Genomic DNA, 16,785 nt, shown 5'->3' with positions numbered 1-16,785 from the left:
TCTGCACATTTTAGATTCATTAGTTAAAACATCTATATACAGCATGCATTTCATTGTATGTAGATTCATCTAGGGCATTCCCTAACACCTACATTTATTTTTATTTCCGCTTAAGGTTATCTTTATGGCATGGCAACAACTGCATTTACAATGCGAAAAATCAAACGTCGACTTGGCTGAAGCGCTTTTATTAGAAGCAGGCGCATTATCAATAGCTTTAGACGATGCTGGCGATCAACCTCTGTTTGAGCCACTTCCAGGTGAATCACCGCTTTGGGATGAGGTAATACTAACAGGGTTATTTGATGCGACTACTGATGCTGGTAGTCATCAAGCGGTTGAGCAATTAAGTCATGAAATCGCTGCACAAGTACAGGCTACTCGTATTTGGCTAACGGCTGTTGATGATAAGGACTGGGAGCGCGAGTGGATGAGCAACTATCATCCTATCGAATGTGCTAATGACTTATGGATTGTGCCTGACTGGCTAACGCCGCCCAACCCTGAAGCCACCAATATCATTATGGACCCAGGCTTAGCATTCGGTACTGGCTATCATGCCACGACTCGCCTATGCCTAGACTGGCTAACAGAGCAAGACCTAACAGATAAAGTGGTTATCGATTATGGTTGTGGCTCAGGTATTTTAGGAATTGCTGCTTTATTATTGGGTGCACGTCAAGTATATGCAGTCGACATTGACCCGCAGGCGGTACTTGCTACCAATCAGAATGCGGTACGCAATAATGTAGGCGATCGTTTACAGGCATTTCTACCAGAAGAATTTACAGAGTATTGCTCGCAACATGATGTGTTGCCTGTAGAAGTGATCGTTGCCAATATTTTAGCAAAGCCGCTTATTGGTCTAGCACCTTACTTTGCAACACTGATTGCGCCAAAGGGCCGTATCGTATTGGCAGGTTTGATTGAGTCGCAAACCCAGCAAGTTACTGAAGCTTATCAGCCATATTTTGCACTGGATCCAAAGCATGCTTTTACTGCGCAAGAAGACCAACACTGGCAGCGTTTATCAGGTACATTTACCAGCTAGCAACATTTAATTACATCTGTTACGATAGAGGGCAGTCAAATGTTATGTATTTGACGCCACTCTATCTTTGCCCATAATTCATCGAAATTAAATAAGTAAAATGAGTATTGTGGGCAGCTATTGGTGAGTGGCTAAGCGGTATTGATAACCATACTTTTTTGGATTCGCCTCTATGACCACGCCAATAAAAACCCAATGCCCCCATTGTCAAGCTTGCTATAGTGTTAAACAAACTCAACTGAATCAAGTCAATGCTACCATCAGCTGTGATCGGTGCCAGCAAAGTTTTTTGGTCAATAAACATCTTGTGGTAAATTCTGAGGTCATTCAAAAACCAACACCGCAAAAAAATATTCCTGCTCAACAAAAAGCTCAAACTCAACCAATATCAAACGAGCAAAAAGCGACTGCTAGTAGCAATCAGCATAAGCCTCAAAATGTGCCAAATCGCCCTACATCTTCAATCAGTAAGAAAAAATCATCTGATATTTTGATTCATGACGACTTAATCTATGATGATATGGATATAGACGATCCAGAAGAAAATGTTCAAGAGTATGACTCTTTAGATAGCATGGATGCATGGTTAACCCAAGCCAGTAATACCAGTCCTAGCGTAGCTACCACAGAAAAACCAAAAGTGCCCTCTTCTAAAGAAACTATCAAAACCCCTAATCCATCAACAAAGAAACCATCTACTAGTACAATATCAGCATCAACACAGAACATTCTCAGCTCGGCAGCGGCCAATGATATTCATGCCAACGTTGAGAGTACTGACAACAATTCATGGCTACAAAAACTATTAGAAGAACAAAATCAAGACGAAGAAACACCGCCAGATGACACAGACTTATCACAGCTTCTATCTGATATGGGAGTACCCGTTAAAGATGAAGACCCTGCTGCCGACGATCGTTTAAGAAAAACCCAGTTACCGTTTGCACCAACCCAAACGACACGTTCAATTGCATCATTGTTATGGGTACTAGGTTGTTTGGTCCTAGCACTGCTACTCGCGGCACAGTATGTTATTTTTAACTTAGAAAATTTAGTCAAAAACCCAGCTTATGCTCAGCGTCTCCAATCGATATGCTCTGTCGCTGCCTGCAGCTTACCCAGTGCAGTTTTATCAGCGCTTACCATCAGCAATACCTTTCATAGAAGCAGTCAGATTAAAACTGCTGGTACATTTAGCGATATAGGCGCTACTCTAAGTAATGGCAGCCCGCAATCACAACTATACCCAAATGTAAAAATAAGTGTTTATGGTAAAGACGGGCTTATTGGAGAGTTCATCGCAGATCCAAACGATTATTTATTAGGAAAGCAAAGTCAGTTAGCTGCCAATACAGATAGACAGCTATTATTTACTATCCCTGTCGCTAATGCGCAAATTCGCGACATTACTATGACCGCTCTTTATTAAATTAGGGTGTTATATATAAATAAGTCTGAGTAGAAAACACGCTGTAAATTCATTTTCAATTAAACCGTGATAGCCAAGATAACGATGAATCTATCAGCGCTAGGCGATATTAATTTGATATACTATGGTTCTGACCCCTTACAATCAGAATTTTTCTTCATCTCAAGGATATTATTTTATGGCACCTCATGCACAGCATAATGCCAATCATTTTGCTAAAAGCTCTGAGCACCCTGCCGATTATAATAAAGACGAATACCAACCACCTACGCACGGCTTTGATTTTGCTAGTCAACACTATACAAATAATGCGCAGCAACCTCTACGGGTTCATGTAGAGCGTGTGGTACGTCAGTACTTTGCGATGCTAGGAGATGAGATGCCCACTGATTTATATGAGCTAATTTTAAAGCAAGTCGAAGAGCCTCTCTTGTCTGTCGTCCTAGAAAAAACCAGAGGCAATCAAACCAAATGTGCTCAGATATTAGGCCTAAATCGAGGCACTTTGCGCAAAAAAATGAAAACCTATGATTTAATGTAGCATTGTTATATGAGCTTACCCATCATTGACTATCATTATGTATGGCAATTAAATGTTCCGCGCTTTATCTATCATGATACGGCATACCATTGTCATCATCACCTTGCCAGACGTTTACGTCAGGCTTTTTTTATGGAAAATTTCTTATGAGTACAACCCCACTTGCCCTACTATCGGTCTCCGATAAGTCTAATATCGTCGAGTTTGCTCAAGGCCTTCTCAAAGCAGGTTTTGGTTTATTATCTACTGGCGGTACTTATCGTCTGCTCACAGAAAACAATGTCGCCGTGACTGAAGTATCAGATTACACAGGCTTTCCTGAAATGATGGATGGTCGTGTTAAAACGCTACATCCTAAGATTCATGGTGGCATCCTAGGACGCCGTGGTACAGATGATGCAGTTATGAGTGATCATGCAATCGAACGTATCGACTTAGTCGTCGTGAACTTATATCCGTTTGCTGAAACGATCGCACGTGCTGACGTAACTATGAACGACGCTATCGAAAACATCGATATTGGTGGCCCTACCATGGTACGTTCAGCAGCGAAAAACCACGCTCATGTAGGTATCGTCACTGATCCAGCTGATTATGACCGTGTACTTAGCGCCTTAAATGGCGGCACTGAACTGACGACTGCGTTACGTTATGACTTAGCAGTAAAGGCGTTTGAGCATACGGCACAGTACGATGGTATGATTGCAAACTTCTTAGGTAGCCGTGTCAACGAAACTCAAGAACCAGAGAACTTCCCACGTACATTCAATGTACAGCTTGAAAAAGCACAAGACCTGCGTTACGGCGAAAACCCACATCAAAACGCTGCTTTTTATACTGAAAACCAGCCTCTAAAAAGCAAACAGGCTTCTATTGCTACTGCTAAGCAATTACAAGGCAAAGCACTATCTTATAACAATATTGCTGATACCGACGCTGCCCTTGAGTGTGTTAAAGCCTTTAGCACCCCTGCTTGCGTTATCGTTAAGCATGCCAACCCTTGCGGTGTCGCGGTTGATAGTGACCAAGTTGCGGCTTATCGTACTGCTTTTAGCACTGATCCTGAATCATCTTTTGGCGGTATCATCGCATTCAACCGTCCGTTGACGCTTGCAGCTGCGAAAGCCATTATCGACAATCAGTTTGTAGAAGTAATCATTGCACCTAGTATCGAAGACGGTGTACTTGAAGCGACAGCCACTAAGAAAAACGTACGTGTATTAGTATGCGGCGAGCTACCAGCACCAGATCAGCGTGATATCCAACTTGACTATAAGCGTGTTAACGGTGGCTTACTGGTACAAGAGCAAGACCTTGGTTTAATCACTGCTAACGACCTAAAAATCGTCACTGATGTACAACCAACTGAAGCGCAAGTGGCAGATCTACTGTTCAGCTGGAACGTAGCAAAATACGTCAAATCTAATGCCATTGTCTACGCAAAAGGCCAACGTACTATCGGTGTTGGCGCGGGCCAAATGAGCCGCGTTAACTCAGCACGTATTGCTGCTATCAAAGCAGAACATGCTGGACTAGCAACTGAAGGTGCTGTTATGGCATCAGATGCGTTCTTCCCTTTCCGTGATGGCATCGATAATGCTGCTGAAGTAGGTATCTCTGCTATCATTCAGCCAGGTGGCTCTATGCGTGATGACGAGACTATTGCTGCTGCTAATGAGCATGGTATCTCGATGGTATTCACGGGTATGCGCCATTTCCGTCATTAAACAATCACCTATTAGTTTAAGACTAGGATTAGTCGCAGCAATTGTATTTATTACTGCGACTAATTTTCAGCTTCTATAGTATTCTTGATAATCATCGTTAAAGCATCACCCAAAAAAAAGCCACTGTATCAATTGATACGGTGGCTTTTTTACGTCTAAAAATAAGAATAAGAATAAGAATCTAACAAATACTTAGCGTCCTTGTGCGTTTGCCATGTTGCTTTCATTAATCTCAACCGTATACACCATACGTAGATAGTCCAAATAGTCTTGCAACTGGTCTTGGCCTAAATTGTCACGAATGATACTGGCTGTTTGCGCTCTTTGCATATCAGACAGTGGTGACTGCTGCTCAGTTTTAATACGGTCTCCAACCAGTAGCGTTGCACCCATCTCAGTCTCGCTAGCAATCGCGACGACGCCATTATCAGCGGCTTGCTGGCTAAAGGCCAATCCACGCTCTTTGTCCGTTAGCTGCGTCGTTTGACGGTTAATCTCACCCAGTGCTTGGAAGCTTACCGACTGCTTACTGATATCAGCCGGCGTCTTGATACCAGCAGCCAATGCTTTAGCGTCTTTTAAAGCTAATGCTGTCGCTTTCTGCTGACGGAGTATTTGAGTGATTCTTGGGGTTGCATTTGCTAGAGCAAGCGTCTTAGTAGGACGATAATTGCTTGGTTGTACCCATACCGTACCGTTACCAACTTCTATACCTGCCGTCACGGCCTGATCTTGAATCGTAAATTCGTCAAAGGCCTGTTTGATCACTGCTGGTTGCGATAATACTGATTTGTTATTTTCTTTACGATAATCTTTGATACGTTTTAGCGTGACATTCTCTTGCTGCGCAATATCTTCGATACTAAAGCCATCTGCTGCCAAATCATTAATCGAGGTTACTTTATCCGCGTAGACTTCTTGACGCTTGTACTCTTTTGCCTTAGCCGTCAGCTCTGCACGCATACTCTCGAGACTTGGAATCTTTTTGCCATTATCTTCAGTGACTGTGAATATCTGATAGCCAAAGCTGGTCTTGATAGGGGCTGTCACATCTCCAACGCTCAAGCCTTCTAGTGCCTCTTCCACAGTATCTGCATCACTGCCAAACACTGACGGATTAAAGCGTCCGATATCACCCCCTGTTTCACCTGATGGATCGTCCGACTCTGCTTTAGCAAGCGCAGCAAAAGCTTCACCTTTATTCAGACGTGCTTTGACTTTATCGGCTCTTGTCTTGGCATCTTTACCAGTAAACAGAATCTGACTGACTTTACGCTCATCAGTAGCCGCAATGCTCTGCTTATATGCTTCATACTGCTGCTGCAATTCTTCTGCGGTTACTTCATCAACCTTGATAGTTTGCGGGCTAAGCTGAATATAAGCCAAGTCAACCATCGCTGCACTTTTCAGTGTGTCTTTGTTGGCATCATAGTAGGACTGAATGTCTGCTTTGCTAAGCTTAACTTTGTCAGCATAGTCTTGCCAATTAAAGCGATGCACCCAAACGTTGCGCGACTCAAGTTGCAAGTCAATCAATTGACTGACCGCTTGCATAGGATAGACAGCCGTCCCAACGATACTAGCGTTCAATTGATCCAAGCTTAGCTGATTGCGAAATTCTGCAAATAGCTGGTTTTTCGTCATGCCGCGCTGACGCAAGAAGTTTGAGAACTGATCGTTTGAAAAGTTACCTTCTGCATCTTGGAATATTTCTTCTTGACGCAGCAGACGATTGATCGTGTCGTCAGAGACTGTCATACCAAGCTTGCCTGCTTGCTGCTCTAACAACGTACGGTCGATTAGACCCTTTAATACTTGCTCATGAAGCACATCTTCATTCAACAAGCTGGCATCTTCGACTTGCTCTAGCACTTCAGAACGACGGCTATTGACAGCAGTTTGATACTCGGACAGTCCTACGCTTGCCTCACCTACCTGCGCAATCTGGTTGGGATCGACGTTGCCGCCAAAATAGCTTTCGACACCCAAGAGAGCGAGCGGCGATAGGCATAAAATCAATAAAATGCGACCTGGCCAGCTTTTTAAGAAATCGCGCAATTTATCCATAGTTATCTCTGCTTTATTAACCTATATTGATGAAAAACCATTGTAATACTGTTAGGAGCTGTTGAGTGCAACCTGCCAATATCAGTGCTATCTAAGCTCGCAATGGTAAGAGTAAGAGCGTATGCATTTTATAGTAAAAAACAAAATTTACTAAAGAAATCTGACTTAAATGACACACCTATCGCGCGCCCTATGATACGTGATTTTTCATGTAGACTCAAAATATTCACGACGCATGATACAAACTATAGCGATAAAAAAAGCACCTAAATATTAGGTGCTCTCTTCGATGGTTAGCTCATTACTTCAGCTATAGACCATCGACTATCATTCTACGCTTAAAAAATCGGCTTAGTTCAAGCGCTCTTTTAAGTTTTTACCAGCTTTAAAGCTTGGTACTTTGCTTGCTGGAATGCTTAGCTCTTCGCCAGTCTTAGGGTTACGACCAGTGCGTGCTTTGCGATCTTTTACACTGAAAGTACCAAAACCAACTAATGAGATGCTATCGCCAGCTTCTAGCGCTTCGCCAACACTTTCCATAACAGCGTTTAGTGCATCACCAGCTTGGGTTTTATTTAGACCACTTTTGTCTGCGATGCTATCAATTAATTCTGACTTATTCATAAAATTTCCTTCAAGTTTAAGGGGGTAATAAATGCTCACGCCAAGTATTGTAACGCTCTCATGGTGCTTACGCAATAAAAACTACCTAACTGGCGCATTAACAGGTTCTTCTTTGTTATCGTCTTTATATCAAGGCAGCATAAGGAGCGCAAGCGATTTTACATATTTTTGTGCTCTACACTACGTATTTGACACCTAATGTTACGCAAAGCGTTAGGAATTTATATATAAGTGGCTCTGTATAACTGAGACGATTGGCTTTCCTATTTTCTACGCTTTGTCAGATTTGTCAATTGCCGTCTGTGCATTGCTATGCATTAAGTTTGTATATTACTGGTCATAAATAAGAGTGTCTTTATTGACTGCTAAATTGTAATGTAATAGTTTAGCCACTACAGAAACTAGCGTTACTTTTTATTATAAAGACGTTACTATAAGCAAAATATCACTGCAAGTATTGGGCAAATACAGACTTCTGTTTGCTAAATATCTAAAACTTGCTAAATAAAAAACGGATTACTTACATGAAGCGTTCTACGTTGTCTCACTCTTTTCTTAATATCATTTTAGTATTTATCGAGTCGGCGCTGACATTATTGTTACGTTTGGATCCTGAACTGCGTAAGGCCGCTTATCCGCTTGCTAAGCAAGGCACCGTGGTGGCGCTTCGCCTGTATTTACCGCATGTAGAAGTATTTGCCACCTTTAGTACCAAAGGCGTGTTACTAGATGCTCAGCTGCCGATTGGTCGTAGTGAGCCTGACGTGGTTATCAATGCCTACAGCATTCAAGTTATCAACGCCATCACCACTCATGATAGCGAAACCACTGAAAAGCTACAGATGCGCGGTGAGTCGATTCAAGTACAACTGGTTAAACAGTTTATTATGCAACTTGGGCTTGGCAGCTTGATTCAGGGGCTGATCAAAAAGATAAAGGGTGGTAAAGCCAAAACCAAACCTACAGAAGCTGATCTGGAAGAAAAAAAGAACAACTACAAACTTCGTATTAAAGAACAGCAAACACAGATTAATACCTTGACCATCAAAAACCGTGAACTTGAAACAACCGTAAAAGAGCTTCAAAGCAAGCAAAAGACGTTGATGATTGTCACTGTTGTTGCGCTTGTCATTATGATCGGTTCAGTCATCGCACTATTGATGAATTAGTTTTGGTTCGCTGAATTACTTATAAATAAGCGTTCAATGTCTTCTATAGATATTGAACGCTTATTTTTTACTTGATCAAATATATCTGAGCAGACAAATTAAGCTGCTTATATCTCACTCATATCTCTCTTCTGAACATCATTGTTTTTATCAATTACAGCAATAAGCTTGATTAACCATTGAACCACACTTTAATCTTGACTAAATTACTCGGGATTAAGTATAATTACCTTAATCGTTGCACACATCGGGTTAATCATCTGTTGTTCAATAACGATAAGACAAAACTTAGCTGACGTATTATTGGTTGCTCTTTTTATCTTATGAGTACTTATTAAAACCTTTGGCTAAGATCGTTGTTAAACATAAATGACATCAAGTTTGGAGATAACACATGCGTTTGACTACTCGGGGCAGATACGCTGTTACCGCATTATTAGATTTGGCATTGCAGACTAGCCAACAAGACAGTGCTGTATCACTATCCGATATCGCCAAACGGCAATCGATTTCAATCTCGTATCTTGAACAGTTATTTTCTAAACTCCGCAAACGCGGCCTTGTCACGAGTATTCGCGGTGCTGCAGGTGGTTACCACCTAGCTAAACCATTGAATGAGATAGATGTGATGAGCATCATATCTGCGGTTGATGAGTCAGTAAATGCGATGCAGTGTGAAGGACGCGGTGACTGTCAAGGTGGTACAATGTGCCTAACTCACGATCTGTGGTGTGCACTATCAAATCATATCGAACAGTACTTGAAAAATATAACATTAGCGCAATTATTAGATATGGAAAACGTGCAGTCAGTCTCAGAGCGTCAGCACACCTCTACAAAAGATATTTCCATAAAAGACATTAATACTATTACTCTATCGAACAGCGAGGCAAACCCAGCATGAGCCAACATAACAACCTTATATACTTAGATTATGCCGCCACTACCCCAGTTGCTAAATCAGTAGCTGCTAAAATGAGCGAGTATTTGACCGTAGATGGTGTCTTTGGTAACCCAGCTTCACGCTCACATGGTTACGGCTGGCAAGCGGAAGAAGCAGTAGAAACTGCTCGCGGTCAAGTTGCTGAAGTTATCAACGCTGATCCACGCGAAATCGTCTTTACTTCTGGTGCGACTGAGTCTGACAACCTAGCCATTAAAGGTGCAGCACATTTTTATCAGTCTCGTGGCAAACATATCATTACCAGTAAAATTGAGCACAAAGCTGTATTAGATACTTGCCGTGAGCTTGAGCAAGAAGGTTTTGAGATTACGTATCTTGAGCCACAGCCAAGCACAGGTCTTATCCTGCCAGAGCAAGTAAAAGAAGCACTGCGTGATGATACGATTTTAGTATCACTTATGATGGTGAACAATGAGCTTGGTACTATTACTGATGTTGCAGCGATTGGTGAAATCACTCGCGAAGCTGGTGTGGTTTTCCATGTTGATGGCGCACAGTCTGTTGGTAAAGTAAAAATCAATCTTGAAGAAATGAAAATTGATTTGATGAGCTTCTCAGGTCATAAAGCATACGGCCCTAAAGGTATCGGCGCATTGTTTGTTCGTCGTAAGCCACGTATCCGTTTGAAAGCTGAGCAACACGGCGGTGGCCATGAGCGCGGTATGCGTTCAGGTACACTACCAACGCATCAGATTGTTGGCCTAGGCGCAGCATTTGCTTTAGCTAATGAAAGCTATGAAGCTGACCATGCACATGCAGCCAAACTACGTCAGAAGCTTTGGGATGGTCTACAAGATATCGAAGAGATTTACTTAAACGGTGATCTTGAGAATAGCGTACCAAACATTGTAAACATCAGCTTCAACTTCGTTGAAGGCGAGTCATTGATGATGTCACTTAAAGACTTAGCTGTATCATCAGGTTCAGCCTGTACGTCAGCAACGCTTGAGCCATCGTATGTACTACGTGCAATTGGTCGTCCAGATGAATTGGCCCATAGCTCAATCCGTTTCAGCTTCGGCCGTTATACCACTGATGAAGACATCGATACTGTTATCAAACAGATGCATGAAGCTGTTGATAAACTACGTGCCCTATCACCACTTTGGGATATGTACCAAGAAGGTGTTGATCTAAATTCAGTCGAGTGGGCTGAGCATTAATTTCTAAGATAGCTTTTTAGTATAGCTAGCAATATATTTATTAAACAATTGATCAGACAATTAAATTAAGCGTTTGACCCCAATTATCGATGAGTAGTTAGACATTTAAAGTTGATAAACAACTACTCATCATCTAACTAGGAGAAAACCCCATGGCCTATAGTGACCAAGTTATTGATCATTACGAAAACCCACGCAACGTTGGTAATCTTGATAAAAATGCCAAAAACGTTGGTACCGGTATGGTCGGTGCCCCAGCATGTGGCGATGTAATGCGTCTACAAATCCAAGTCGACGATAATGGTATTATCGAAGATGCACGTTTCAAGACTTATGGCTGCGGTTCAGCAATTGCTTCAAGCTCGCTTGTTACTGAGTGGCTAAAAGGTAAGAGCTTGGATCAAGCTGGCGAAATCAAAAACAACGATATCGCTCAAGAGCTAGCATTACCACCAGTAAAAGTGCATTGCTCTGTACTTGCAGAAGATGCCATCAAAGCCGCTATTAGCGACTATAAAGGTAAGCATGGCGTAGCAGCTCCAGCAGAAGAAGCTGCGATCTAAGTTAAACTAGGCTAAGCCTGCTAGCGTATGCGCTATGTTGTACTAGCAACGCTAAAGTAGCAATGTGTAATCGCTACTGACGCTAAAGAGGTGACAATGACACTTATGTAATTGTCACCTTTTGTTTTCTAATAGTCGCAAGCCTACACTTTTGGCAATCTTGTAATTCTGGTTGTCAGTTTATCTATATTTTTTTATTGATATTTATGATTAATAGTCAATGGGAGTTGGCATGATTGAAATGACAGAACGCGCCGCTCAGCATGTTCGAGACTTTTTGGACAATCGCGGCAAAGGCGAAGGCATTCGAGTTGGTATCCGTACGGCGGGTTGCTCGGGCTTGGCTTACGTTTTAGAGTTTGTAGATACCCCTGATGAAAATGACACGCGTTATGAAAGTCGCGGTGTTAGCATCTTTATTGATCCTAAAAGCCTCGTATATTTAGACGGCTTGTTGATGGATTACGAAAAAGAAGGTCTAAACGAAGGCTTTAAATTCACCAACCCTAACCAAAAGGGTGAATGTGGTTGCGGTGAGTCGTTTACAGTTTAATTATTCAATGGCTGAAAACCTATATATTTATGCTTCAACAAACTTTCATAAGAATAGTGCAGTATCTCTGCTATCGCTATGAAGAAAGGTTAATGTAATTAAGTACCCAAGCGATTCAGTATTCTTAGCTAGGTCATGACTTTAAAAATAAATAAAAAAGCAAGGCATCAGATTATGACAGATATTACTTCAGAACCACAGTTTGATAACTTCTTTGCCCTATTTGAGCAGCCTGTACAATTTGAAATCAATCAAAACAGTCTAGAACAACGTTTGCGCTTGCTGCAAAAACGCTATCATCCTGATAATGTTGCCAAAAATCAGATCGATATGGTTCAAGCACAATTGCAGTCTGAAAAAGCGTCGGCTTTAATCAATCAAGCATATCAAACACTAAGCGCTCCTGATAGTCGTGCTGGTTATTTATTAGACATGGCAGATCAAGCACAAAATATAGAGCAGTCAATCGCAGATTTGGACTTTTTGGAAGATGCGATGCAGATGCGTATGGATCTAGATGATGCTATCGAAGACAAAGATCTTGTAGCCTTGCAGCAATTACATCCTCAAATTACAGAGCGTCTAGCAAATCAATCTGAACGCTTTAATAATGCTTATCAAAATCAAGATTGGCAAACAGCGATTGATGCGACACAGAAGCTAAAATTTTTAGTTAAGCTAAATGCTGATGTGACGACTGGGCTTGATGATGTCGCAAATTCATCGCATTCAGATGACGATGACTTATACGTTTAAACATCTGTGGTTATGGCTCTCACTAATAAGCTAGATTCTATATATTTGGTTAAAATAGTGACCGTGATACCGTATAATCTTTGAGTCTAAGCGCATCAAACTGTCAGAATCCATATACCATGGAATGAGATTACCGACGTTAAGCTCTTGTACTGCATATGCTATATTTGCTCTATTTCACTTATTCATTTTATCTCTGAGTTATCCTTATGTCTTTAATGCAAATTGCTGAACCCAATCAAAGCGCTCAACCTCACCAACATAAATTTGGCTTGGGCATCGACCTCGGTACTACACGCTCGTTGGTTGCTGTGGTGCGTTCAGGTAAGGCACAAGTCTTAGAGGCAGGCGCAGCGACAGATACATTATTACCGTCTGTTGTCTATTATCCAGCTACTGGTACGCCATTGGTTGGCTATGACGCTCTAGCGCATTTAGCGGATGATCCAAAAAATACGATCGTCTCGGCTAAGCGTTTTATGGGTCGTAGTCAAGCTGATATCAAATTCTCTCATCCTTATGAGCTGTCTGGTAACAAAGACGATATGCCCGCCTTTGTAACGGCTCAAGGTGAGGTTTCCCCTGTTGCAGTATCGGCGCGTATACTAGCCGCTCTTGAGCAACGTGCAGCGAGTGCTTTACCTGCAGATAGCATTGAAGGTGCCGTAATTACGGTTCCCGCTTATTTTGATGAAGCACAGCGCCAAGCAACTAAAGATGCCGCTCAAGCAGCGGGTATCAACGTACTTCGCTTGTTGAATGAACCAACAGCGGCCGCAGTCGCCTATGGTCTTGACCAATCATCAGAAGACAGTAAGAAAGAAAGCTATTACTTAATCTATGATTTGGGTGGTGGTACTTTTGACGTCTCTATCTTAAAGCTTACCGATGGCGTCTTTGAAGTGTTGGCAACTGGTGGTAATAGCGCACTGGGCGGCGATGATATTGATCGTCTGATTACCAACTGGATTATTAAACAGTTAAATATAGATCCAAAAGACGTAAGCCTGCATGACAAATCAATACTCGCACAAGAAGCTAAAGCTTACAAGCAAGCGTTGACTGATGCTGAGCAAGTGGATATCAATGTCACTGTCAACGGACAAACCTATCAAGGTGTATTGCGCCGTGAAGACATCCTTACTATCGTAGAGCCTGTTAGTCGTCGCACGTTAAGCGTATGTGAACAAGTCCTGCGTGATGCCAAGCTGACTGCCACAGATTTAGACGAAGTGATCTTAGTAGGCGGCTCAACGCGTATGCCTGCCATACAACAAGTCGTGACTGAGTTTTTTGCCAAGCAGCCTCTTTGCCGTCTGAATCCAGATGAGGTTGTTGCCTTAGGCGCTGCTCAAACTGCTCACCAACTGGTGAATGGTGATAGTAACAACAATTTGTTGTTATTGGACGTAACGCCATTATCATTAGGTCTTGAGACCATGGGTGGTTTGGTTGAAGTACTCATCTCACGCAATACGCCTATCCCTGTCAAAAAACGTCAAGTGTTTACCACCTATCAAGATGGTCAAACAGGCATGGTGATTCATGTGGTACAAGGTGAGCGCGAAACAGTAGAAAACTGTCGCTCACTCGGCCGCTTTGAGCTGTACGGTATTCCGCCAATGAAAGCTGGGTTTGCTCGTATCGAGGTCACCTTTAGCATCGATGCCAATGGTCAGCTGACTGTTAGTGCACAAGAAACCACGACCAAGACAGAAAGCAAGATCGAGATCGTGCCTTCTTATGGTTTGTCTGATGAGCAAAAAGAGCAGTTGCTTGTTGCCGGATTTAAACATGCAGAGGAAGATAAAAACGCACGCTCTTTAATCGAAACAAAAGTAGAAGCCGAGCGTGAAGTGTTGGCTCTAGAATCTGCACTCAATGAGTTTTCAGCACTGCTTTCTTCTGATGAGCAGCACACTTTAGCGGAGCACATACAAGCCCTGCGTTCTGCTCTTAGCACTAATGACTTGGCACTTATCGAAGCACAGCAAGCACAGCTTAAGCCGCATAGTGATGCCTTTGCTGCTCGCATTATGAATCAAAGCGTTAAAACCAGCATGGCAGGTACCAGCGCACAAGATTGGTAAAATCCATACTCAAAATGATAGCTTAGTTATGATACTAAGCTACTTTATCTTATTTTTTAGATTGATTAGCATTGGACAAATAATTTATGCCAAAAGTTACCGTACTACCCCATCACGAAATCTGCCCAGAGGGCGCAGAAGTTGAGCTACAAGCTGGTCAGAATTTGTGCAAAGCGTTGTTAGAAAAAGGCATCAAAATCGAGCATGCCTGTGAGATGTCAAAAGCTTGTACTACTTGTCACGTTGTCGTACGCAAAGGGTTCAATAGTCTAGATGAGATGGATGATGTAGAAGCTGATCTACTTGATCGTGCTTGGGGCTTAGAGCCTGACTCACGTCTGTCTTGTCAGGTCATGCTTGATGATGAAGATCTAACCATCGAGGTTCCTAAATATACCCTCAATCATGCTAAAGAAAATCATTAAACACTGATGTTACTTTCTAGTTAAGATTAAAAAAGGCCAGCTATCACATAGCTGGCCTTTTCTATACATGCTTTTAAGACATTAAACTTGAAACGCTTACTTGCGATTGGCATCCTCACGTTTACTTTCTGCTGCTATGTCCTTTGCTACTTTTTCTTCCTCTTGCTCGATGCGTTCCAGCGCAAAATTTAAACGGGCTTTAATATATTGATAATCGTTGTCTTTCATATCTTTAAAATTTAAATGCAAATTGAAACCAGGCAATGTGTGGTCGACCCATTTAGATAAATGACCTGTACTGGCACTAGGGTCAAGTACTTGCCATGCATCGACCTTTTCATCAATACCCTTCAGACAAAACGCGGCAACGTGCTCACATTCATAGTTATGGCAAATATAATCGTAAGTGCTTTCACTGACCAATATCTGATCTTTGCCCGCACAGGACTCCAGCCTAGAAGCTAGGTTGGCTTCTTTACCAATGATGGTATAGCTTAATCGACTATTACTACCAAAATTACCAACGTGGCAGTAGCCAGTGGTGATACCAACACGTATATATAAGCCTTCAAATCCCATCAGCCGCCATTTTTGGCGTAAGGTGCGCATTTCTCGGCGCATATCAATTGCCATCGCCACGCAATCTAATGCATCTTGACGCGAGCCGCGGCTATTTGGCTCACCAAAGAAACATACCATGCCATCGCCGATAAACTTATCAAGCACTGCACCGTGTTTATCAGCGATTGACGTCATGCAATGCATATACGTATTAAGAATATCTGCTAAATTATCAGAGCTTAGACTATCAGACAGTTCGGTAAAGCCGACAATATCTGAAAACATAATAGTCAATTTGGCACGTTTGTTAGAAACTCTAACAGGGCTATCCGATTTGACAATGGGTTCCCAAATTTGTGGTGGTACGAATCGAGTCAATTTATTGATTACCGATACCATGGTGTTCAATCGTCCACCAGCCTGATGGGCGCGTGCTTTAAAAGTAATATGTTGCTGATAGATACGCCTGAACTGATACAAAATAACGCCTAAACTTGCCACCATTACTATCAATGGTAATAGACCTTGATCAAAGTCCATACTATCCGCATTTAAGACTGTGCTAACGTAGTAAAATGCAATGATTGTCACGACAGATACAGATAACAGTTTGAGGTGATTCTCAGGTCTGCTAAGAATAATACGTACACCAATCAAAGCAGCCAAGCTGATTGATATCACCGTACAGCATTGTAGTGAGCCGATGACAACCGATAATAGAATAATAACGATATTAGACGTCCAAAAGCTGGTCTGGCGTCGGTAGTTATATATCAGGATCATGAGGCTTGGCAATGTAATAATAACCAATAGTGCCATTGAGATAGAGCGGAAGTCGTAGTATATAGCACGCAATACAACCGTCAGTATTAACACGAACACTTCTGGATAGTCAAAACGACATGCCCCGGTGTCCTTTAACGGCGTCATTGGTTTGAATGTCTCTGAGAAGGTCATATGAGTTTCACTTAAATAAGGTGAGCTATCTGAGAGACAAAGGCATACTACACTAGCACATGTGCATCATTTGCCCTTATGACGATTTATCATAAGATATATCTAATAATATATTATACTTTTGAAATAAGGTAAAACAAGGTTA

Annotated in this window: 15 protein-coding genes; 12 read left to right on the top strand and 3 right to left on the bottom strand. The window is 42.0% G+C overall.

Annotated elements, in window-relative coordinates; all coding sequences use genetic code 11:
* The first annotated feature begins 124 nt into the window (after positions 1–124).
* From prmA to purH, 4 genes are all read left to right on the top strand, one after another.
* Positions 125–1,051: a 50S ribosomal protein L11 methyltransferase gene (prmA, locus tag QL898_RS02775; RefSeq protein WP_290175728.1), complete on the top strand. Its 927-nt coding sequence runs from the start codon at positions 125–127 to the stop codon at positions 1,049–1,051.
* Positions 1,052–1,223: 172 nt separating this feature from the next.
* Positions 1,224–2,480 carry a DUF3426 domain-containing protein gene (locus QL898_RS02770; protein WP_290175727.1) on the top strand — a complete coding sequence of 419 codons (1,257 nt, stop codon included), beginning with the start codon at positions 1,224–1,226 and terminating at the stop codon, positions 2,478–2,480.
* Positions 2,481–2,658: 178 nt separating this feature from the next.
* Complete coding sequence (gene fis / locus QL898_RS02765) at positions 2,659–3,021, top strand: DNA-binding transcriptional regulator Fis (RefSeq protein ID WP_201548023.1); 363 nt, start codon at positions 2,659–2,661, stop codon at positions 3,019–3,021.
* A 146-nt stretch (positions 3,022–3,167) separates the two neighbouring features.
* Positions 3,168–4,748, top strand: coding sequence for a bifunctional phosphoribosylaminoimidazolecarboxamide formyltransferase/IMP cyclohydrolase (gene purH, locus QL898_RS02760; protein WP_201548024.1), 1,581 nt, complete (start codon positions 3,168–3,170; stop codon positions 4,746–4,748).
* A 192-nt stretch (positions 4,749–4,940) separates the two neighbouring features.
* On the opposite strand, the gene QL898_RS02755 is transcribed toward purH, so the two are convergent.
* Together QL898_RS02755 and QL898_RS02750 are read right to left on the bottom strand one after the other, a co-directional pair.
* The gene (locus tag QL898_RS02755) at positions 4,941–6,815 is read right to left on the bottom strand and encodes a SurA N-terminal domain-containing protein (RefSeq protein ID WP_290175726.1); all 1,875 of its coding nucleotides are present in this window, start codon (positions 6,813–6,815) and stop codon (positions 4,941–4,943) included.
* 351 nt (positions 6,816–7,166) lie between these two features.
* Positions 7,167–7,439, bottom strand: coding sequence for an HU family DNA-binding protein (locus tag QL898_RS02750; RefSeq protein WP_045445077.1), 273 nt, complete (start codon positions 7,437–7,439; stop codon positions 7,167–7,169).
* Between the two features lie 524 nt (positions 7,440–7,963).
* On the opposite strand from QL898_RS02750, the gene QL898_RS02745 reads away from it, so the two are divergent.
* From QL898_RS02745 to fdx, 8 genes are all read left to right on the top strand, one after another.
* Entirely contained in the window at positions 7,964–8,608 is a 645-nt protein-coding gene (locus tag QL898_RS02745; RefSeq protein ID WP_290175725.1) for a hypothetical protein, read from the top strand.
* A gap of 394 nt (positions 8,609–9,002) precedes the next feature.
* Positions 9,003–9,512: an Rrf2 family transcriptional regulator gene (locus tag QL898_RS02740; protein ID WP_057759222.1), complete on the top strand. Its 510-nt coding sequence runs from the start codon at positions 9,003–9,005 to the stop codon at positions 9,510–9,512.
* On the top strand, positions 9,509–10,735 hold the full coding sequence (locus QL898_RS02735) for an IscS subfamily cysteine desulfurase (RefSeq protein WP_057759220.1): 1,227 nt from the start codon (positions 9,509–9,511) through the stop codon (positions 10,733–10,735). The genes QL898_RS02740 and QL898_RS02735 overlap by 4 nt, the downstream gene beginning before the upstream one ends.
* Before the next feature lie 152 nt (positions 10,736–10,887).
* Entirely contained in the window at positions 10,888–11,298 is a 411-nt protein-coding gene (gene iscU, locus QL898_RS02730) for a Fe-S cluster assembly scaffold IscU (protein WP_057759218.1), read from the top strand.
* Between the two features lie 232 nt (positions 11,299–11,530).
* Positions 11,531–11,851: an iron-sulfur cluster assembly protein IscA gene (gene iscA / locus QL898_RS02725; RefSeq protein ID WP_021814983.1), complete on the top strand. Its 321-nt coding sequence runs from the start codon at positions 11,531–11,533 to the stop codon at positions 11,849–11,851.
* A 174-nt stretch (positions 11,852–12,025) separates the two neighbouring features.
* A complete protein-coding gene (hscB, locus tag QL898_RS02720) occupies positions 12,026–12,607 on the top strand; it encodes a Fe-S protein assembly co-chaperone HscB (protein WP_290175724.1) in 582 nt (193 codons plus the stop codon).
* 209 nt (positions 12,608–12,816) lie between these two features.
* Entirely contained in the window at positions 12,817–14,697 is a 1,881-nt protein-coding gene (gene hscA, locus QL898_RS02715) for a Fe-S protein assembly chaperone HscA (protein ID WP_290175723.1), read from the top strand.
* Between the two features lie 86 nt (positions 14,698–14,783).
* A complete protein-coding gene (fdx, locus tag QL898_RS02710; protein ID WP_058024187.1) occupies positions 14,784–15,122 on the top strand; it encodes an ISC system 2Fe-2S type ferredoxin in 339 nt (112 codons plus the stop codon).
* 96 nt (positions 15,123–15,218) lie between these two features.
* Here fdx and QL898_RS02705 read toward each other — a convergent pair whose 3' ends face one another.
* Positions 15,219–16,640, bottom strand: a complete 1,422-nt coding sequence (locus QL898_RS02705) for an adenylate/guanylate cyclase domain-containing protein (RefSeq protein WP_290175722.1) — start codon at positions 16,638–16,640, stop codon at positions 15,219–15,221.
* Between the last annotated feature and the right edge of the window lie 145 nt (positions 16,641–16,785).

Origin of the sequence: Psychrobacter sp. APC 3279 (assembly GCF_030407795.1) — a bacterium.
GTDB lineage: Bacteria > Pseudomonadota > Gammaproteobacteria > Pseudomonadales > Moraxellaceae > Psychrobacter.
The sequence above is the reverse complement of the archived record's forward strand: the minus strand, read 5'-3'. Positions and strand labels throughout refer to the sequence as shown.